At 56.9% G+C, this 18,006-nt stretch carries 19 protein-coding genes; 6 read left to right on the top strand and 13 right to left on the bottom strand.

Annotated features, from left to right (window positions below; all coding sequences use genetic code 11):
- Positions 1-123 precede the first annotated feature (123 nt).
- The 3 genes from AB6T85_RS17150 to AB6T85_RS17140 all read left to right on the top strand — a co-directional run bounded on the left by AB6T85_RS17150 (position 124) and on the right by AB6T85_RS17140 (position 2,045).
- The gene (locus AB6T85_RS17150) at positions 124-1,035 is read left to right on the top strand and encodes a LysR family transcriptional regulator (RefSeq protein ID WP_301250616.1); all 912 of its coding nucleotides are present in this window, start codon (positions 124-126) and stop codon (positions 1,033-1,035) included.
- Positions 1,036-1,103: 68 nt separating this feature from the next.
- Positions 1,104-1,538, top strand: coding sequence for an SRPBCC family protein (locus AB6T85_RS17145; RefSeq protein ID WP_253458333.1), 435 nt, complete (start codon positions 1,104-1,106; stop codon positions 1,536-1,538).
- A gap of 15 nt (positions 1,539-1,553) precedes the next feature.
- The gene (locus tag AB6T85_RS17140) at positions 1,554-2,045 is read left to right on the top strand and encodes a GNAT family N-acetyltransferase (protein ID WP_253458336.1); all 492 of its coding nucleotides are present in this window, start codon (positions 1,554-1,556) and stop codon (positions 2,043-2,045) included.
- Positions 2,046-2,151: 106 nt separating this feature from the next.
- Here the strand turns inward: AB6T85_RS17140 and ftnA are convergent, their stop codons facing one another.
- Complete coding sequence (gene ftnA, locus AB6T85_RS17135) at positions 2,152-2,658, bottom strand: non-heme ferritin (RefSeq protein WP_369896250.1); 507 nt, start codon at positions 2,656-2,658, stop codon at positions 2,152-2,154.
- 522 nt (positions 2,659-3,180) lie between these two features.
- On the opposite strand from ftnA, the gene AB6T85_RS17130 reads away from it, so the two are divergent.
- Positions 3,181-3,429 carry a helix-turn-helix domain-containing protein gene (locus AB6T85_RS17130; protein WP_253458341.1) on the top strand — a complete coding sequence of 83 codons (249 nt, stop codon included), beginning with the start codon at positions 3,181-3,183 and terminating at the stop codon, positions 3,427-3,429.
- Between the two features lie 18 nt (positions 3,430-3,447).
- Here AB6T85_RS17130 and AB6T85_RS17125 read toward each other — a convergent pair whose 3' ends face one another.
- The 9 genes from AB6T85_RS17125 to AB6T85_RS17085 form a co-directional block, all read right to left on the bottom strand.
- Positions 3,448-5,091, bottom strand: coding sequence for a methyl-accepting chemotaxis protein (locus tag AB6T85_RS17125; RefSeq protein WP_253458345.1), 1,644 nt, complete (start codon positions 5,089-5,091; stop codon positions 3,448-3,450).
- A 136-nt stretch (positions 5,092-5,227) separates the two neighbouring features.
- Positions 5,228-7,696, bottom strand: a complete 2,469-nt coding sequence (locus AB6T85_RS17120; protein WP_369896249.1) for an insulinase family protein — start codon at positions 7,694-7,696, stop codon at positions 5,228-5,230.
- On the bottom strand, positions 7,693-8,826 hold the full coding sequence (gene pqqE, locus AB6T85_RS17115; protein ID WP_253458351.1) for a pyrroloquinoline quinone biosynthesis protein PqqE: 1,134 nt from the start codon (positions 8,824-8,826) through the stop codon (positions 7,693-7,695). Before pqqE ends, AB6T85_RS17120 begins: the two co-directional genes overlap by 4 nt.
- On the bottom strand, positions 8,813-9,097 hold the full coding sequence (gene pqqD, locus AB6T85_RS17110; RefSeq protein ID WP_125287256.1) for a pyrroloquinoline quinone biosynthesis peptide chaperone PqqD: 285 nt from the start codon (positions 9,095-9,097) through the stop codon (positions 8,813-8,815). The genes pqqE and pqqD overlap by 14 nt, the downstream gene beginning before the upstream one ends.
- Positions 9,097-9,849 (bottom strand): pyrroloquinoline-quinone synthase PqqC, encoded by a 753-nt coding sequence (gene pqqC, locus AB6T85_RS17105; protein ID WP_253458354.1) that lies wholly within the window; start codon positions 9,847-9,849, stop codon positions 9,097-9,099. The genes pqqD and pqqC overlap by 1 nt, the downstream gene beginning before the upstream one ends.
- 7 nt (positions 9,850-9,856) lie before the next feature.
- The gene (pqqB, locus tag AB6T85_RS17100) at positions 9,857-10,768 is read right to left on the bottom strand and encodes a pyrroloquinoline quinone biosynthesis protein PqqB (protein WP_301250614.1); all 912 of its coding nucleotides are present in this window, start codon (positions 10,766-10,768) and stop codon (positions 9,857-9,859) included.
- A 52-nt stretch (positions 10,769-10,820) separates the two neighbouring features.
- Positions 10,821-10,892 (bottom strand): pyrroloquinoline quinone precursor peptide PqqA, encoded by a 72-nt coding sequence (pqqA, locus tag AB6T85_RS17095; RefSeq protein WP_071789594.1) that lies wholly within the window; start codon positions 10,890-10,892, stop codon positions 10,821-10,823.
- Positions 10,893-11,046: 154 nt separating this feature from the next.
- On the bottom strand, positions 11,047-12,087 hold the full coding sequence (locus tag AB6T85_RS17090) for a dipeptidase (protein WP_369896248.1): 1,041 nt from the start codon (positions 12,085-12,087) through the stop codon (positions 11,047-11,049).
- A gap of 440 nt (positions 12,088-12,527) precedes the next feature.
- Positions 12,528-13,487, bottom strand: a complete 960-nt coding sequence (locus AB6T85_RS17085; protein WP_301250612.1) for an AraC family transcriptional regulator — start codon at positions 13,485-13,487, stop codon at positions 12,528-12,530.
- Positions 13,488-13,594: 107 nt separating this feature from the next.
- Between AB6T85_RS17085 and AB6T85_RS17080 the strand changes: the two genes are divergently transcribed.
- Positions 13,595-14,770 carry an MFS transporter gene (locus AB6T85_RS17080; RefSeq protein ID WP_301730020.1) on the top strand — a complete coding sequence of 392 codons (1,176 nt, stop codon included), beginning with the start codon at positions 13,595-13,597 and terminating at the stop codon, positions 14,768-14,770.
- Between the two features lie 117 nt (positions 14,771-14,887).
- On the opposite strand, the gene AB6T85_RS17075 is transcribed toward AB6T85_RS17080, so the two are convergent.
- The 3 genes from AB6T85_RS17075 to AB6T85_RS17065 form a co-directional block, all read right to left on the bottom strand.
- Positions 14,888-15,076, bottom strand: coding sequence for a YjfB family protein (locus tag AB6T85_RS17075; RefSeq protein WP_253458365.1), 189 nt, complete (start codon positions 15,074-15,076; stop codon positions 14,888-14,890).
- A gap of 450 nt (positions 15,077-15,526) precedes the next feature.
- Positions 15,527-15,964 (bottom strand): Shiga toxin A subunit, encoded by a 438-nt coding sequence (locus tag AB6T85_RS17070; protein ID WP_253458367.1) that lies wholly within the window; start codon positions 15,962-15,964, stop codon positions 15,527-15,529.
- A complete protein-coding gene (locus AB6T85_RS17065; protein ID WP_369896247.1) occupies positions 15,961-16,323 on the bottom strand; it encodes a tlde1 domain-containing protein in 363 nt (120 codons plus the stop codon). The genes AB6T85_RS17070 and AB6T85_RS17065 overlap by 4 nt, the downstream gene beginning before the upstream one ends.
- 1,059 nt (positions 16,324-17,382) lie before the next feature.
- Here AB6T85_RS17065 and AB6T85_RS17060 point away from each other — a divergent pair.
- Positions 17,383-17,748 carry a phage holin family protein gene (locus tag AB6T85_RS17060; RefSeq protein ID WP_369896246.1) on the top strand — a complete coding sequence of 122 codons (366 nt, stop codon included), beginning with the start codon at positions 17,383-17,385 and terminating at the stop codon, positions 17,746-17,748.
- Positions 17,749-18,006 lie beyond the last annotated feature (258 nt).

Below are 18,006 nucleotides of genomic sequence, written 5' to 3'. Positions count from 1 at the left end.
TGGTTCCTTTAATAGCAGTACAAAAAATGCTGGTTTATCGACTCTACACAGTGGTTTCGGCGCGCAGAAGATGACAATATCTTTTGACTGATAAACAACGGTTATCACCCACAAGGAGGTTTTATGCCCGCATCGATCAAGCTGCACCAGCTTCGTGCATTTGTGGAAGTGACGCGTCAGGGCAGTATCCGGGCGGCAAGCCGGGTGGCGAAGCTTTCGCAGCCCGCGCTCTCTAAATCGGTGCAGGAACTGGAAGAAGCGCTGGGTGCGCCGCTGTTTATCCGGCAGCGGCAGGGCGTTCAGCTTACGGCGACAGGCAAAGATTTTTTTCGTCACGCCAGCCTGATCCTGGAGGAGCTGCGGGTCGCGCAGGAAGAGATCCAGCAGCGGCTGGGCCAGGCGGGCGGCTCGGTCAATATCGGCGTGGGCGGCAGCATCGCCCGCACGCTGATGCCAAAGGTGATAACTCAGTTTCATCACCTCTTCCCCGAAGTCAGCGTGCGCATCCTGGAGGGCCAGCTGGTGACCTTGCTGCCGGAGCTGCGTCAGGGCGAACTGGATTTCACCATCAATACCTGGTCTCCCGGCCATCAGGACAACGAGCTGAGCTACGAAACGCTGATGGAGCGCGACTACTGCGTGGTGGTACGCAAAGGCCATCCGCTGGCGAACGCCACCTCGCTGGAAGCGCTGCGCCACTGTAGCTGGACCATGCCTTCGCCCAACGGCAGCTACTATCAGCTGTTGCAGGATCTCTTCGCCGACAGCGGCCCGTTACCCGCTATCACCATCACCTGCGAAACTTTTATGGCCTGCGCCAGCCTGCTGGCCCAGAGCGATTTCGTCAGCATCCTGTCGCAGGATTTTTTTACCGATCCGCTGGTCGGCCATCGGCTGGTGGCGCTAAAGCTGCGGGAAAAAATGCCCAGGGCGACCTTCTGCCTGATCCGGCGTAAAGATACCGCGCTGACGCCGATGGGCGCGCAGCTGGCCAGGCTGTTTCGCCAGCAGAGCCAGGCGCTGGTGCTGGCTTAGCTCTGACGGTCAACGGGAAAGAGCAGCAACATGCTAAAGTTAAATTTTTACGCTAAGAGGTTTCTACTATGTCGCACTCGTCCTATACCAGCCGCATCATTACCGCCACGCCAGAACAAATCTGGCCGCTGATTGCCGATTTTAACGGCCTGCCGAAAATCCATCCGGCTATCTCCTCCAGCGAGCTGGAAGATGGCGCTACCGAAAGCAAGGTCGGCGTGGTCAGAAAGCTGACGCTGCCCGATGGCATAGTGCGCGAGCGCCTTGTAAAGCTGGATAAAGCCAATTGGGAGCTGCACTACGCGATTCTGGACGGCATCATGCCGGTCACGGATTACGTGGCGGTGGTGAAGCTGACGCCGAAAAACGACGGCACCACGCTGGCGGAATGGTGGGCGGATTTCAAGGTTGAGGCGGGCCATGATGAACAGGAAGTAGCGCAGAGCATCAGTGAAGGCGTCTTCGCCACCTGTCTGCAAAACGTCGCGCAACAGGCTGGCTGAGTAAGGATCTTCGCCATGACGACGCGATTTATCGTGCAGCGCTACCATCCTCGCTACCAGGCGGGGGTAAAAGATCTGATCCTGCCGATCCAGAATCACGAGTTCGGTATTGCGATTTCGGCAGAGCAGCAGCCGGATCTCAGCGATATCCCGACCTTTTATCAGCAGGGCGCGGGCGATTTCTGGCTGGCGACGGTCGACGATCGGGTTGTTGGCTGTATCGGCCTGAAGGATATCGGCGAGCAGCAGGCCGCGCTGCGGAAAATGTTCGTGGCGGAAGACTGGCGAGGCAGGGAGCACGGCGTGGCCAATAGCCTGCTGCAAACGCTGCTCGCGCACGCTCGCGAGCGGCAGCTCCGTGACGTCTGGCTGGGCACCACCGCGAAATTTCTGGCGGCGCATCGTTTTTACGAGAAGCACGGCTTTAGCGAAGTGGCGCAAGCCGCGCTACCGGCCGCTTTCCCCGTGATGAAGGTGGACACAAAGTTCTACCGGCTGGCGCTGTAGCAGAAAAGCAGCCGGTTTTTGCCGCCAGTCACCAGCTTGACTGCGCCCTGCTGACCGGGCACGGTTTTGTCAACATCCTCAGGGGCGAACGCTTCGCCCCTTTTACTCAGGCCTGCTCGCCTGAGGTGCTCATCTGCATCAGATCTTTATCAACAAAGAACAGCCCTTTACCGCTGGTGCCGACCAGTGCCAGCTTATCCAGCACGGATTTGAACAGCTTCTCTTCTTCATGCTGTTCGGCCACGTACCACTGCAGGAAGTTAAAGGTAGAGTAATCCTGCGACGTCATTGCCGCATGCGCCAGCTCGTTGATTTTTGCGGTAATCAGCTGCTCGTGCTCGTAGGCCTGTTCCAGCACGTTGTTCAGCGAGTCAAAGGTCACCGGCGGCGCGGCGATGCTGCCCAGCGCCGGCATGGCGCCGGTATCGCTCAGGTAGTTGAACAGGCGCTGCATATGCTGCATCTCTTCGCGGGAGTGCTCGCGCAGAAAGGCGGCGGCCCCCTCAAACCCTTTGTCGGCGCACCAGGCGCTCATCTGCAAATAGAGGTTGGCGGAAAAGAATTCCAGGTTTAACTGATCGTTCAGGCGAGCGGTCATTTCGGCAGTCAGCATAGCGGCTCCAGATATTAACAGGCAAAATAATTATTTGCCGCATTATGCACGGGAAGCAGAGAAATAAAAACCGCAGAAAAATATATTTTATATTTATCTGCGGCGAAAAATAAGGAGTGATAATTATTATCATCCTTTCTCATGTTGGGGCATGCTGTAATGGTTTTGATAATTATTCTTGTTAGCTATTCGTTTTAAAAAAGGCGTCCTTTTAAGAGTATGCATAAGCTATACGAATTACTTGTTTACTTAATGATTTGAAAGGGTTTTTCATTGGTTAAATTCGTTTTTTTGGCGGAATAAATATTTAAAAACGCGCTTTTTAGCTGTATAACAGGGAAAGAATAAACGCCGCTTTTTGCAAAAATATAATAGTGGCGGTTGCGTGCGTTATCGCTGCTGTCTGGCGCCCTGCCGACGTGGCTGGACATCGTCAACGGCCGATAACGACGTGAAGCAGATAAATGATATGACGAGCGGCTCAGCCGCGGACAACGGTTTAACTCATAAAAGGGATGCATAATGGAGCTAAAGGACTGGCATACCGCAGACATTATCGCTGCGTTAAAAAAAAGAGGCACAAACTTATCCGCGCTTTCACGGCAGGCGGGACTGGCGTCCTCGACGCTGGCTAACGCGCTGCGCCGTCCGTGGCCGAAAGGCGAGCGGCTGATTGCTGAAGCGCTGGACATCGCTCCCGAGAAAATATGGCCGACACGCTATCAGCATCCGGTGCGGCCACATAAGTATCACAATCAGAACGGCCGGTAAGCCGTCGGCGACGCTCGCTTAAAACGTTTCCCAGTTTCCTTCACCGGCTGCCGGCTGCGTTTTTTTCAGGGCTTTTTCGGCAGGTTTTGCGGCTGGCGCGCGCGCGTGGCCGGTCTGAAACACGGCAACGGCCTGAGCCAGACGGGTCGCCTGGTCCTCCAGCGACGCGGCGGCGGCGGCCGATTGCTGTACCAGCGAAGCGTTCTGCTGCGTGACCCGATCCATCTCCGTGACCGCCTGGCCAATTTGATCGATGCCGCGACTCTGTTCGTCAGAGGCGGAAGCGATCTCTGCCATAATGGCGGTGACGCGTCCCACGGCATCGACGATATCGTGCATGGTTTCTCCGGCGGTGGTGACCTGAAGCGAACCGGCGTCGACGCGGCTGACGGATGCTTCAATCAGCGTCTTGATCTCTTTCGCCGCCTGGGCGCTGCGCTGGGCCAGATTGCGCACTTCGCCCGCGACCACGGCAAAGCCACGGCCCTGTTCGCCCGCGCGGGCAGCTTCCACGGCGGCGTTAAGCGCCAGGATATTGGTCTGGAAAGCGATGCCGTCAATCACGCTGATGATATCGGCGATTTTCTTCGAGCTGCCGGCGATATCGCTCATGGTTTGCACCACGCCGTCCACCACCTTGCCGCCTTTGATTGCGGTTTGCGACGCGCTCGACGCCAGCTGTGAGGCCTGACGCGCGTTTTCTGCGTTCAGCTTCACCGTGGCGGTCAGCTCTTCCATGCTGGCTGCGGTCTGCTCCAGCGAGGCGGCCTGCTGCTCGGTACGGGCGGAGAGATCGTTGTTGCCCATCGAAATTTCGCTCGCGCCGGTGTAGATGGCGTCAGAGCTTTCCCGCACGTGGCTGACGGTAACGGTCAGCGCCTGCTGCATGGCGGAAAGATGGGCGGCCAGCCTGGCTATTTCGCTGCGGCCTTCCACCGTCAGCGTGCGGGTCAGCTCGCCTTCGGCAATGTGCTGAATATGCTCCTCAACCTGCTTCAGCGGCCGCAGCAGCACTTCCTTAATCACTTTCCAGATGACCAGCACCAGCACCAGCAGCAGCAGGATCACTGCCGCCAGCGTCCACATCATATTCGTAAAGCCCTGCTGATTGACCTCAATGCCCGTCGCCAGCAGCTTCGCGTTCTGTTCGCGCCACTGGTTATAGCTGGCTTTCAGGCCGTCCTGCGCCTGCTGCGCATCCAGATTGCCGTAAGCCTCGTAGTTATTCGCGCCGAGAAACTGGACAGACTGCTTCATGGTGTCATGCAGCTGCTGATAGCTGCTGGCCACGCTGGCCGTTATCTCGCTGCTTTGTCCGGGTTGCGCAGGAGCACGCTGATAACGTTCAAAGTGCGCCTGCGCCTCGTTAAGCAGGGCAGTGGCGTTGGTCAGCAGCTTGTCGATGGCCGCCAGCGTGGCCGGATCGGTTTGCTTTTTCAGAATACGGATAGCGGCGCGGTTAATGGTGACGCGCGTTTCAAGCAGCGTCTGCCAGGTGTCGCTGAGCTGGTTCTGCTGCTGCGTCAGCACGCTGGCGTGGTTGAAATTCTCTTTGTCCTGGCTAATAGCGTTAAATGAGAGCGCGCTGGAAACCAGCAGCAGCCCGCTGAAAATAACCAACATGATAACGATGCTGGTCACAACTTTAATATTTTTTAGCATACTGCGTACTCGGAAAGGGGAGTCGATAAAGGCTTATCGGTAGTCACGCAGGGAAACTTTATGGCGCGCGGGCGTCAGACGGTGAATAAAATATAAGCTGAATCGATTAGCGTGAGCGCCTGGCAAAAAATTTGCTTTAGGCGCTGTTGCTCAGCCGCCACCAGCGGGCGCAACTGGCGGTCAGCTGTCGATAAGCCTGACGTAGCCGATCGGGCGAGGGCCGGACAAAGCTGAACGGCAGGTTAAGCTGCTGATAGAGCCAGTGAGCGGTAATGTGCTCGCGGTTTTTCGGCACGCTTTCGGGCAGGGAAGGCAGCAATGACAGCCAGCTGGCGGCAAGCGTTTCGGTGGTCTGGCTATCTACCGTTGCCGCCATATCGGCGATAAACCGATCGATATGCCCGAACAGTTCTGCCGTGCTTAAAGCGGGTGATTGCAGCGCAAACAGCAGGCCGGCCTGTCCGGCGGTCTGATGAAAACGGCAGCTGACCACGTAGCCGACGTTGGCCTCGACCCGCAGCCGTTGAAAAAAGCGCGGCTCAAACAGCGTGGCGAGCAGCTGCCAGCTGGCAAAGCAGACCGCGCTGGCCTCGGCGAGCGGGCAGAACACCAGCACCGCCGCATCACGGCTTGCCGTCGGGCAGGAATAGTGCGGCTGCGTGGGGAAAACGTGCGGCGGTGACTGCGCCGGTTCGACCGCGCCCGGCAGCCTGGTCAGCAGCCGCGCCAGGTCTGCTGCGCTGTTGGCCGCGCCGCCGTAAAGCGTGGCCTGCCAGCGTAGCGCCGACAGCGCATCCGCTGACGTGCTGTTCAGCAAATCGGGCAGGTGCGCCAGCAGACAGCGGATGGCGATATCGTCAGCCTGCTGCGCCTGATAAAAAAGCCGTTCGCCAAAAGCCTGGGTGGCGGCTGGCGGATCCGTCAGCGCCTGTATGGCCCGATCCAGCGTAGCGGCCAGTAATGCATCTTGACCGCTGAGCCGCAGCTGCCACAGACCGTGCTGGCGGGAAAAGGCCAGCTCGCCGCCGCCGTGCAGCGCATCGCCCATCGCGGGCTGAAGCGCGGCCTCGATCAGCGCGGCGCTACGTCGATCTGGCAGAAGGCCAGGCTGGACGCTAAGCAGCAGCGTTGGTTCGACCGGCGCGGCAACCAACGCCAGCGCGCTTTTCGCTACCGGTAACGCGGGCGTGACGGGCGTGGAGGCTGGCGAGTAGAAATGCAGGGCGGGCGGCGTTTCCGGCTCCGGCTCCGCCTGCGGCCAGTCGATAGCCGCCAGCCGTAGCGTAAAGCCCTGCGCGCGGACGGACGGCGCGCTGACCGCAGGCGATACCCACAGCCGGCTGAGGCTTTGCGGCAGGGGTAGCGGCGTGGTCGACTGCGCAGGCGGAAAACCCAGCGCCAGATCGCGTAGCTGGTCGAGAGGAGAAAGCTGGCTGAAACGCCGCTGCGTGAGGCTGGCATAGTGAGCCCGCTGCTGCTGCGTCAGGCCAGAAAGCTGCGCCAGCCAGCGGCGGAACAGCGCTTCTATACGGGCGCACTGCGCCAGCTGAAGGCCGCTCAGCTGAAAGCGCACGCTGGCTACCGACTGCCGCGCGCTGCGGTAAGGCTCCAGCAGCGAAATATCGTCGCACAGCCCCTGTTCGCGCAGCGTCGCCAGCAAACTGCCTGACGCTTTGTCGGTCAGCAGCTCGCGCAGCAGCGTCAGGCTGGCGGGCTGCGGGTCGTTGAGGAGAAAACTCAGCTGGAGATGCTGCGCTGCGGCGCTTTGCAGCGCAAAAGCCCGCTGTGGGGCCAGCCGTAACAGCGGCGGCGCGGCAGGCAAGGTTTCTGCGCGAGCAAAAGCCCTTGGTGCGGTCGGCCGTAACAGCGGCGGCGCGGCAGGCGCGGTTTCTGCGCGAGCAAAAGCCCTTGTTGCGGTCGGCTGTAACAGCGGCGGCGCGGCAGGCACGGTTTCTGCACGAGCAAAAGCCGCCGCGGCCTCTTCGGCCATGGCTTCCAGCTCCTGCAGCGGCTGCGGGCCGCTCAGCCAGAGTTCCAGGTTGCCGGTATGGAACCAGCATTGATGCCAGTCCCGCAGCGCCTGCTGGAGCGCGACCGCGTCGTCGCCGAAATGGCGCTGGCTGCCGACGTGAAAATCGTGCAGGGGATGGGGCGCGGCGAAGGCCTGGCTCAGCGCCGCCTCGCACAGCGTCGGGCCGTGGCTTTGCAGCATCCGATACTCCGCCTCGATCGCGGCCGCTTCTGCGGTAATCGCCTCGGTAGCCAGCAGCGGGCGCGCCAGCATATCAGACAGCCTGCACAGCGCCTGCCCCAGCCGCTCGGGAGCGATCTCCACAAACCAGGCGGTGAAATGTGCCTGAGTGGTGGCGTTAAGCCGCGCGCCGTGGGCGGGCGCCCAGGCCATCAGCCGCTGCTCCTGCTGATAACCGGCGCTGCCGGCGAACAGCACATGCTCCAGCAGATGCGCCAGGCCCGGCCAGCGTGCGGGTTCGTCAAGGCTACCGGCGGAAAGCCGGAACAGCGCCGCCGCCCGCGTGGCCTCCGGCTCATGGATCAGCGTGATCCGCAGGCCGTTTGCTACGCGGGAAGAGGAATGACCGTTCACGCTTCGGTTTTAAAGATCAGCTGTGAATTGGTGCGGTTGCGGAACTGCAGCTGGCTGATTTGAATATTGCTGCAGTTGGCCTGCTCACGCGCCTCAAGGATCTGGCCATGATGCGGCGATTTGGCGCAGACGGGATCGGCATTGTCCGCGTTTCCGGTCAGCATAAAGGCCTGGCAGCGGCAGCCGCCGAAATCCTTCTCTTTTTCAGAGCACGAGCGGCAGGGTTCCGGCATCCAGTCGAAGCCGCGATATTTGTTAAAGCCGAACGAGTCGTACCAGATTTCCTGGAGCGTATGCTCCAGCACCGACGGGAAGGCGATCGGCAGCTGGCGCGCGCTGTGGCACGGCAGCGCCATGCCTTCCGGCGTCACGCTCAGGAAAATCGCGCCCCAGCCGCCCATACAGCCTTTCGGCCGCTCTTCATAGTAGTCGGGCGTCACGAACAGCAGGTTAGCGAAGTTGCTGTTGTCCTTCATTTTTTCGCGGTAGCGCTGCACCACGGCTTCGGCGCTGGCGATCTGCTCGCGGGTAGGCAGCAGGCCCTCGCGGTTCAGCTGCGCCCAGCCGTAAAACTGGCAGGTCGCCAGCTCGACGTCGTCGGCCTCCAGCTCGATCGCCAGTTCAATAATGCGATCGATCTGGTCGATGTTATGGCGATGCAGCACAAAGTTCAGCACCATCGGGTAGCCGTGCGCCTTGACCGCTTTCGCCATCGCCAGCTTTTGCTGGAAGGCTTTTTGCGATCCCGCCAGCGCCGCGTTCAGCGTCTCGTCGCTTGCCTGGAAGCTGATCTGGATATGATCGAGACCCGCTTCGGCAAAGGCGTCGATCTTTTTCTCGGTCAGGCCAATGCCGGAGGTGATCAGGTTGGTGTAAAAACCCAGATCCCGCGCGGCACGGATCAGCTCGGGCAGATCTTTACGCACCAGCGGCTCGCCGCCGGAAAAGCCCAGCTGGACGGCGCCCATCTGGCGGGCCTGTTTAAAAACTTCTATCCATTGCGCCGTGGTCAGCTCCTGCTCCTGCCGGGCGAAATCCAGCGGGTTTGAGCAGTAGGGGCACTGCAACGGACAGCGATAGGTCAGCTCCGCCAGCAGCCAGAGCGGCGGATTAGGCTTAAGCGAGTTCACGGAAAATTATCCACTTCTGTTCGACGGCCTGCATAAAGAACGCTTTGACGTCCTCATCCACGCCGCCCGCATCGGGAAAACGAGCGTTCAGTTCGGCAATCAGCGCGGCAAGCGGGCGTTTACCGTCCACCAGCTGCAAAATCGCGGTGGCGCTCTCGTTCAGCTTCGCCATGCCTTCCGGGTACAGGATCACGTGGCAATCCTGCGTCGGCTCCCACTGCAGGCGGTAGCCACGGCGAAACGCAGGTATCTGCTGGTCGTTAAGGGTCATTACAGCAATCTCTCTTTATGCCAGACGGGCTGGTCGGTCACGGTATGGTAAGGCGGACGATGCAGCGCGTAGGCCAGGGTCATAGCGTCCAGCATACTCCACAGAATATCCAGCTTGAACTGCAAAATAGACAGCATACGCTGCTGCTGTTCGGCCGTGGTGAAGTAGTCCAGCGCCAGCGCCAGCCCGTGCTCGACGTCGCGGTTAGCCTGGCTCAGGCGGCCGCGAAAATAGCCGTAGCCTTCGGCTTCGATCCACTTATAGTGCTGTGGCCAGCTGTCCAGGCGCGACTGGTGGATTTCCGGCGCAAACAGCTCGGTCAGCGAGCTACAGGCCGCTTCCTGCCATACCGCGCGGCGGGCGAAGTTAACGTAAGCATCCACGGCGAAACGCACGCCGGGCAGCACCATCTCTTCCGACAGCAGCGTCTCGCGCTTGAGGCCGACCGCTTCGCCCAGGCGCAGCCAGGCTTCAATCCCGCCTTCGCTGCCCTGATGACCGTCGTGATCCAGAATACGCTGTACCCACTTGCGGCGCGTCTGCGGATCCGGGCAGTTCGCCATAATGGCGGCGTCCTTCAGCGGAATACTGGTCTGGTAGTAAAAACGGTTCGCCACCCAACCCTGGATCTGCTCACGCGTCGCCTGGCCGTTGTGCATGGCGATATGGTAAGGATGATGGATATGGTAATAAGCGCCTTTGGCGCGTAGCGCCTGCTCGAACGCTTCGCGCGTCATGGGAGTCTGTTGCATGATTTTCTCACAGGTCGATACGCATACCGTCCCAGCTGACTTCGATGCCGTGCTGCGTCAGCGCCTGACGTTCAGCCGACTCTTCATCCAGGATCGGGTTGGTATTGTTGATATGAATAAGGATTTTGCGCTCGGCGGGCAGCGAAGCCAGCAGCGCTATCAGGCCCTGCTCTTCGGCCAGCGCCAGATGACCCATATCCTTACCGGTATTGCGGCCCACGCCGGTTGTCGCCAGCTCGTTATCCTGCCACAGCGTGCCGTCGATCAGCAGGCAGTCGGCTTTTTGCAACCAGCCCAATAGCTCGCTGTCCGGCTCGCCCAGACCGGGCGCATACATCAGCGTTTTTCCGCTGCGGGTATCTTCAATAAACAGCGCGACATTGTGGCCGGGCAGCGGTCTGCCGCGATACTGCGAATAGGGCGGCGCGTTGCTGAGCAGCGGGATGGCGGTAAACCGCAGCGCCGGACAGACCGCCACGGAGAAAGGTTCGCCGGGCTGAATCGCGTGATGCACCAGGCCGCCGTTCCAGTGCGAAAGCATGGTAAAAATGGGGAAACCGGTGGTGAGATCGTCGTGTACTTCCGGCGTGCACCAGACCTGATGCGGACAGCCCTCGCGCAGGCTCAGCAGGCCGGTGGTGTGATCGATCTGACTGTCGGTCAGGATAATCGAGCCGATAGCGGTGCCGCGCAGGACGTCTTTCTTATTCAGCGCGGGCGTGGCGGCGATCTGATGAGCGATATCCGGCGAGGCGTTGCACAGCACAAAATCGACGCCGTCGTCGCTGATGGCGATGGAAGATTGCGTACGCGCCGACGTTTTCAGCGTGCCGTTACGCACGCCCTGACAGTTTCGGCAGTTGCAGTTCCACTGGGGAAAACCGCCGCCGGCCGCAGAGCCAAGAACGTTAATTTGCATGTGTAGACCAGAAAAAAAGAGAGGAAATGCCCACCTGAGTGGGCATAAGGGCTTAGCGGTTGGAGATGTACAGCGTCACTTCCAGGCCTAAGCGTAAATCAACAAACGTTGGTTTAGTCCACATAGCGGAGCTCCTCATGGTGTTAAGGGAAAAATCTGCCCGTTAAGTTCGGCAGGTAAACAGCTTATTGTCAAATATCGCCCTGCGGCGGCGCAAATGTTGCACCTGTGTCACAGTGATATCAACCCTGTAAGCCGCAGGGATTAACGGGGGAGCGTTATTCTCCCCAGGTTTTCTTCAGCACGCGTAGCCAGTTACGCCAGCAAATCTTATCGATCAGTTCGGGCGAATAGCCCGCCTGCTGCATTAAATCGACCAGCTTCGGCAGTCCGGCCGCGTCGCCCAGTTCGTCCGGCACGCTGATGCCGTCAAAGTCAGAACCGAAGCCGACGCGATCTTCGCCCAGCTTTTCCAACAGCGCATCAAGATGCTGCACAATCTGCGCCAGCGGCGTATCGCTGTCGCGCTTGCCGTCGGCGCGCAGAAACGCATTGCCAAAGTTGACGCCGACAAAGCCGTCGCTCTGCGCAATTGCGGCCAGCTGAGCGTCGGTTAAATTACGCGGCTGCGGGCAAAGCGCATGAACGTTGGAATGGGTGGCGACCAGTGGCGCATCGCTGACCTCCGCCACCTGCCAGAAAGATTTCTCATTCATATGCGACAAATCGATCAGCAGCTTTTTCTGATTAAGCACGCGCAGCAGATTGATCCCGACAGGCGTCAGCCCGTCGCCGCTGTCCGGCGAGCCGGGAAAACCGCCGGTCACGCCGGTGCCGAAGCGATTTTGCAGATTCCACAGCGGGCCGACGCTGCGCAACCCGGCGGCAACCCAGCGGTCAAGCTGGCTGCACTCGTCATCCAGCGCCTCTGCGCCCTCGATATGCAGCACCATCGCCAGCACGCCCTGCGCGATACAGCGCTCAATATCCTCCGCGCTGCGGCAGATACGGGCCTGACCGGCGGAGCGATCGGCAATCTGATGCAGCAGGGCGATCTGCGCTTCGGTAATCGCCAGCGGATCGTGATCCTCTTCCTGCCAGCCCGTCTTGCTTTGCTTCACGTACTGCGCCGGCGGCACAAACACCGCAAACAGGCCGCCGGCAAAGCTGCCCCGGCGCATTCGCGGCATATCCAGGTGACCGTGCATCGTGCCGTGCAGAAAATCCGCCACGGCATCGCCTGTTTCCTGCATCCACAGGCGCAGCAGAAGATCGTTATGGCCGTCAAAAACGGGTTGAGCAGAGGTCGATAGCGTCATTGTTATGAATCAGAAGGTACATTGTTAAATAAATGATACCTCAAAGCGCCGTGCCGGGCCTGCTGAAAAGTGCGGTTATGGCGCTAAAACGCATTAAACGGCAGGGAAAAGTGTAAAGAATTGCGGTAAGGGTAAAGAGGATGTTGGAGAGGACAGGGAAGAACAAAGCTGCCGACGAACGCCGCCTACGGTGTTAAAGCTCTTGACGTATAAAGCTCAGCAGTTATTTATTCACTCCCTTCGGGCTTCCGGCGCGCTGATATGCCGCACGATAAGGCGGTGGCGGTTGAGCAAATCCGCCCTTCGCTGACCGGACGCGGCCTGACCCGCTCGCCAAAAGACAGTATGCAGCCGTCGGTTAAAAACCTGGGCGACAGCGTGATGGATAGGGTACGCCTCCTGTTTTTTGTAGTATGCAGGAAGGAGCCGCTTACAGGCCGTCAGGCCTGCTGCTCCGCTCTTCGGCTCTCTTCCGCCCGCAGGGCGCCCGGCGTGGTGCCGGTGGTGCGCTTAAACGCCCGGCTGAAAGCGGCCAGCGAGCCGTAGCCCAGCCGCCAGGCAACGCTCTCTATCGCTTCGCCGTCGCGGCCAATCCACTGCGCCGCCAGCTGCATACGCAAATTGGTCAGATAGCGTACCGGCGTCATGCCGGTGACCGCCAGAAAGCGCTCGGCAAAGACCGAGCGCGAGCTGCCCATCTCCGCCGCCAGCTGCGCCACCGTCCAGTTTTTGCCGGGATCGCGGTGTAGCGCCACCAGCGCTTTGCCTAACTTAGGATCGCGCAGCGCCTCCAGCCAGCCGCCCGCCGCGCCACAGCCCGATTCCACCCAGCCGCGTACGATAAACGCCGCGACCACATCCGCCAGCCGCGCCAGGATGCCCGCATAGCCCGCTCTTTTGCCCAGCGATTCCCGCTCCATCGCTTCCAGCATCGGCTGCACTTCCGGATATTTATGGATCAGCGTATCCGCCAGCAGCACTTCCGGCATCGAGCCGATCAGCATCTGCATACCGCCCAGGTCGAACTCCATACAGCCGCTGAATATCAGCGTGGTTTCTTCGGTGGACGCGCAGTCTTTAATACAGCAGACGTTGCCGCAAACCGGCGTGGTATTGAAAGCGCGGATGTCCTTGCAGGCCACATCGGGCGAGGAGAGCAGCACATGATCGCTGCCGTGCGGCAGCAGCAGCGCATCGCCCGTATTCAGGGTGCGCAGCTGGCCGTTCTGCGTCCGCAGCAGCACCGGGCCGCGGCTGACGAAGTGGAACTGCGCGCGGCCCGGCGCTTTAACAAAGCCAACGCCAAACGGCGCGGCGAGTTCGATACGCCGATACTGTAGCCCCAGCAGGCGCATCCCGTAGAGCAGCTCGCTGGTGAGATCGTGGCCTTCTGTGGTCATGGCAGCGCTTCCCGGACGATTAATCAATAATGACGGATTTTACATCATAGACCATCCGACACCAGCGCTTTAATCTTGCTGCCATCGAACGATTAAAGAGATTTTCTATGACAACACCAATAAAGCCTCAGTGGGGAGCCGTGTTCTCTATGGCGCTGGGCGTATTTGGCCTGGTAACCGCCGAGTTCCTGCCCGCCAGCCTGTTAACGCCGATGGCGGCCAGCCTGGGCGTGACGGAAGGCATGACCGGCCAGGCGGTGACCGTGACGGCCATTTTCGCGTTGGTAACCAGTTTCTTCAGCGCTTCCCTGACCAGCAAGCTGGATCGCCGTGGCGTGATGCTGCTGTTTTCCGTAATGCTGATCGTTTCTAACCTGCTGGTCGCCTTCGCGCCGAACCTGACCTTTATTCTGGCGGGACGAGTGATTTTAGGTATTGCCATCGGCGGCTTCTGGACGCTGGCGGCGGCAACCGCTATGCGGCTGGTGCCGGAAGCGATGATCCCGCGCGCGCTCTCCATTGTTTTTAGCGGCGTGTCGGTTGCTACCATCGTTGCGGCGCCGATGGGCAGCTATTTCGGTCATCTGATCGGCTGGCGTAACGTGTTTGTCGCTGCGGCGGCCATCGGCGTGCTGGCGCTGGGCTGGCAGCTGGCGGCATTGCCAAAAATGCCGCCTAATCCGCTGGCTAAAAACAGCTCGATCCTGTCGTTGATTAAGCGTCCGGGCATGCAGACCGCGCTGCTGGCGATTATTCTGGTTTTCTCCGGCCATTTCGCCTTCTTTACCTATCTGCGACCTTTCCTGGAGAGCGTAACCGGCGTGGACGTCAACGGGCTTTCCGCTATTCTGCTGGGCTTTGGCGTGGCGAACTTCGCCGGTACGCTGCTGGCGGGCCTGCTGCTGGAGCGTAATCTGCATCTGACGCTGATCGGCATGCCGCTGGCGATGGGGCTGATGGGCGTGGCGCTGGTGGGATTAGGTTCCGCGCCGGTGATGGACGCGCTGCTGGTCGCGCTGTGGGGCATGGCGTTTGGCGCCGTGCCGGTTGCCTGGTCAACGTGGATCACCCGCACCATGCCGGAAGAGGCGGAAAGCGGCGGCGGTTTGCTGGTGGCGGCTATTCAGCTGGCTATCACTATCGGCGCAGCGGCCGGCGGTATGATTTTTAACGTTACCGGCGCTAAAGGCGTGTTTATGGGTAGCGCGCTGCTGTTATTGCTGGCGACCATGACCATCTTTATGGCGCTGCGCGTGAAAGCACCCGTGCAGGACGGCGTATAAAACAAGCCGGTGCGGTAGCTGATGCCGATCGGTTAATGATGCTGTAGTGGTGCAGAAATCCGGAAACTTCCTGTTTCCGGATTTTTTTTACGTCGTGCTCAGGATTGTTGCCGCTAATCAGGCGGTGGTATTGATGTTGCGACCGACTGCGGGGTTGGCAGGTAACTGAGGGATGGAATCAATGATCCCGGCCGCCACAGACTGCTGATTATCCAGGGCTTTCTTTAGTACGAGCGTGCTTACTTTGTTACCGAGTTCCATGTTATCAAGGCCGGTAGCCAGTGATGCAATTTGTGATACATCCATCTTGCTCTCCTGATTAATATGACTGCCCAAAGGGTAAAAAAGGCTTTCAGAAGCCTGAAAAAGCTATCGGCATTTGAGCGCAAATCTTTAGCGATACCCTGCGGAGCAGGCATGGCGGCGTGGTGCGGGCGCGTCTTGTTTATAGCGGCCTGAAAGCGTTGCATGGTGAGGTTTTGCTGGTTGTTAAGCCGCAGGCAGCCAGCTGGGTAAATGCCTGGTCGTGCTGTCGAAGCTGGCGTTTGAGGCGTATTGCCGTTCGGCGGCCCCAACCGCCGGGTGCTCAAATGCTGGTATCAGAGCTGAACCAATCGTCCTGGCCACGCAACGGAAAGCCTTTTTTGAAAAGCTGGTGGCGAAATGTGAGATCAAAGAAAGCTATGCTGACACACAGTTCAGAAATGTGACGCGTTAATGGTAAAAAGCCCCTGCGCCAATACACAGGGGCAATAATCAAAACTCGCGCTTGACAATAATATAACCATTAAAATTGACAGAGCACTCGTCATCATTAATTAATAGCGAAGCTAAAGTGACAATGTGTTTATTTTTGTGGTTAATATAATCATACTTTACAATTATATTTTTAGCATTACTTTCCATAAACATTTGTTTTCCTTTATCGAGCGAAAAAAAATGTGTTGATTCTGTACTATAGTTCTTTCTTGCCAGAGTTTCAGCAAGCTCAGGCGTTACATTGTTAGTACTCAGGAGTGACAACTTTGTTTTATCAACTAAAATGTCACTTTCTTTGATATCTAAATCTGCAACAAGAGCATCGGTCATACTTACCCCGACGCTTCTGTTAATATCAAGGCATGATTCAGGTGTTACGCCCGCAGATGCATTAGCACAGATAATAAAGGTAAAAAGAGCGGAGTTTTTTATCATTTCACAATTAACTCCTGATCATGACTTTCAGCAATCTTTTTCCTGTCATATAACCTGGTAACAATACAACCGTTAGATGCTGTCCCTTTACCATTATCACCATGAATAAGGAAACCATCCCGGTCACACATGCTATTCCCTGGATGAGGAGTTAAACGTATGACATGTTTCCCCGCTTTTGGATGCGTGGCTTGCATTCGCCTAATATGGTATTTTCCTCGAGGCAGAGGGCCTTTAAATTTAACGCATTCGAATGCTACATCATCTTTATACCCCCGCGCACCAGCGTACATAGCCTTAAACTGGAACTTACCATTCAGGTAAAAAGATTTAGTCATCACTTCATAAGCCCATGCCATTGTTACTCTCCTTGTTTACACCAACTGTTGATTTACTCCTGCAACATGCATTTTAAACAGAATTCATTTACTGGTTTCCATAGCAGATAAAGGAAATTGAAGGATCTTATAACAATAATCAAAAGAGGGATTGATTTTGTCCGAAATTGGCATAGTATCTCTCCAAAGTAGGATTTCTGTGCATACGCCACTTATGAATTGCAAACCTCGCCACGGCGGGGTTTTTTGCTGTTAGCCCTGTGGCAAACGCGGCATACAATTATCACTGTGATGCTTCAGCCCACTTTTAATATTACTCTTTTAATTTGTGATGGTGTTCAACCTTTTTTGTTTTTTATTTAATTGCCGCTCCAAAAAGTTCTTAATTTATTTTTATTAAATATATAACTGCCTGTATATATTGTTTTTTATTGTAGTTTTAGGCAAATGGTTACATAGATTGACGAATCCCTGACAAAAGAGTAAACCTGTTTATGCCTTATCAAGAAGCAAATGGTGGGGCATATATTTAGGTTGATAATTGGAGGAATGATAGCCGGATCATTGGGCGGTTTGGCTGGTATAGCCGTAGGGCTGGCTGGTGGCGTTATCTCTGGTGGATGTTTCAAGAATAGCGGCAACGGCGGAGGCGGTGGTTCCGGTTCAAACAATTCAAATTGTTCTGGCGACTCTTGTTCCTTTTAAGGACGCTTAAAGTGAAAGAGAAATTGATTTACTGCCTCGCTATTTTTTTTGGGGTGCTTCTGGCATCATCGCTATTGAGTGGTGCAAAGGTAATGTTTACTAATTGGTATGCATTCCCTGAAGAAATATCACGCTTCAGTATAATGATGATTTGCTATATTGGTGTGGTTAAATTTATTCATTTTATTTTTTCGATCTTGATTAAGAAATAAACGTAATTTATATAAAAATTTCACTTTAAATATTATATTATATGGCCGCCAGGTGCGGCCTTTTTAATGCTTGTTAGAATGGCTATTTTTTTATAAAAGGAAAGCTTTCCACGTATATATTGCAGGCTTACTTCGGTGGGCCTTTTTTATTTAATGTTTTTATATGACAGAACAGTTAAGCACCGGTGCAACCTCCGGATCAGTCGCTGGCTGGGGGCTCATTACTTCCGCGCTGGCAGGTTTTATAACGTCAGTAGATTATTCAATCACATTCGGAGCACTTGCGGACGCGATCTGTTTTGTCGTCACCGGGCTAATCCTTTTTTATGGCAATTTTGCGCTGCTTTGGCTTTTCGGGCATTACAAGGTGTCGGCATGGCAGGCCACAGTCGTGAACCTAAGGAAATGGCGACGCAGTAAATATAAATACTCAATAGATTTACAGCGGCTTTTGCATATTTTGCCCATGAAAGGCCGGGCGCAAAATACGTTGGTAGCGTCAAATATGAAAAACCACACGCTTGCCTGAAAGCAGCTCTACGTCCAGGGCGGTTTTGTGATAAAAGAGGGCGCCTTTTGTAACCGCTTATACGGGGTTATGGTGACAGGCAGTAATATGAGCCGATCCCGGCTGTATTTACTGCTTCCAGGCTAGTCGGGGGAAGCTGCGCCAGGATAAGAATTGCTGTCCTGAGCGCATATTTTAGTGATGTCCGTTGGGAGCCAGAAGCGTTCCTTCGCCATGATTCCGTATATCCTGTCGAACAGCTGTCTGGTATTAACACAT

Source organism: Erwinia aeris (assembly GCF_041224955.1).
Taxonomy (GTDB): domain Bacteria; phylum Pseudomonadota; class Gammaproteobacteria; order Enterobacterales; family Enterobacteriaceae; genus Erwinia; species Erwinia aeris.
The sequence above is the reverse complement of the archived record's forward strand: the minus strand, read 5'-3'. Positions and strand labels throughout refer to the sequence as shown.

What these genes read in the sequence shown, in the direction of transcription:
- AB6T85_RS17130 (WP_253458341.1), top strand. Translation starts at nt 3,181, where the DNA reads ATGGAGCTAAAGGACTGGCATACCGCAGACATTATCGCTGCGTTAAAA.
- AB6T85_RS17145 (WP_253458333.1), top strand. Translation starts at nt 1,104, where the DNA reads ATGTCGCACTCGTCCTATACCAGCCGCATCATTACCGCCACGCCAGAA.
- ftnA (WP_369896250.1), bottom strand. Translation starts at nt 2,658, where the DNA reads ATGCTGACTGCCGAAATGACCGCTCGCCTGAACGATCAGTTAAACCTG.
- AB6T85_RS17060 (WP_369896246.1), top strand. Translation starts at nt 17,383, where the DNA reads ATGACAGAACAGTTAAGCACCGGTGCAACCTCCGGATCAGTCGCTGGC.
- AB6T85_RS17065 (WP_369896247.1), bottom strand. Translation starts at nt 16,323, where the DNA reads ATGGCATGGGCTTATGAAGTGATGACTAAATCTTTTTACCTGAATGGT.
- pqqD (WP_125287256.1), bottom strand. Translation starts at nt 9,097, where the DNA reads ATGACCCTTAACGACCAGCAGATACCTGCGTTTCGCCGTGGCTACCGC.
- AB6T85_RS17150 (WP_301250616.1), top strand. Translation starts at nt 124, where the DNA reads ATGCCCGCATCGATCAAGCTGCACCAGCTTCGTGCATTTGTGGAAGTG.
- AB6T85_RS17080 (WP_301730020.1), top strand. Translation starts at nt 13,595, where the DNA reads ATGACAACACCAATAAAGCCTCAGTGGGGAGCCGTGTTCTCTATGGCG.
- AB6T85_RS17085 (WP_301250612.1), bottom strand. Translation starts at nt 13,487, where the DNA reads ATGACCACAGAAGGCCACGATCTCACCAGCGAGCTGCTCTACGGGATG.
- pqqB (WP_301250614.1), bottom strand. Translation starts at nt 10,768, where the DNA reads ATGCAAATTAACGTTCTTGGCTCTGCGGCCGGCGGCGGTTTTCCCCAG.
- pqqC (WP_253458354.1), bottom strand. Translation starts at nt 9,849, where the DNA reads ATGCAACAGACTCCCATGACGCGCGAAGCGTTCGAGCAGGCGCTACGC.
- AB6T85_RS17070 (WP_253458367.1), bottom strand. Translation starts at nt 15,964, where the DNA reads ATGATAAAAAACTCCGCTCTTTTTACCTTTATTATCTGTGCTAATGCA.
- AB6T85_RS17075 (WP_253458365.1), bottom strand. Translation starts at nt 15,076, where the DNA reads ATGGATGTATCACAAATTGCATCACTGGCTACCGGCCTTGATAACATG.
- AB6T85_RS17090 (WP_369896248.1), bottom strand. Translation starts at nt 12,087, where the DNA reads ATGACGCTATCGACCTCTGCTCAACCCGTTTTTGACGGCCATAACGAT.
- AB6T85_RS17140 (WP_253458336.1), top strand. Translation starts at nt 1,554, where the DNA reads ATGACGACGCGATTTATCGTGCAGCGCTACCATCCTCGCTACCAGGCG.
- AB6T85_RS17125 (WP_253458345.1), bottom strand. Translation starts at nt 5,091, where the DNA reads ATGCTAAAAAATATTAAAGTTGTGACCAGCATCGTTATCATGTTGGTT.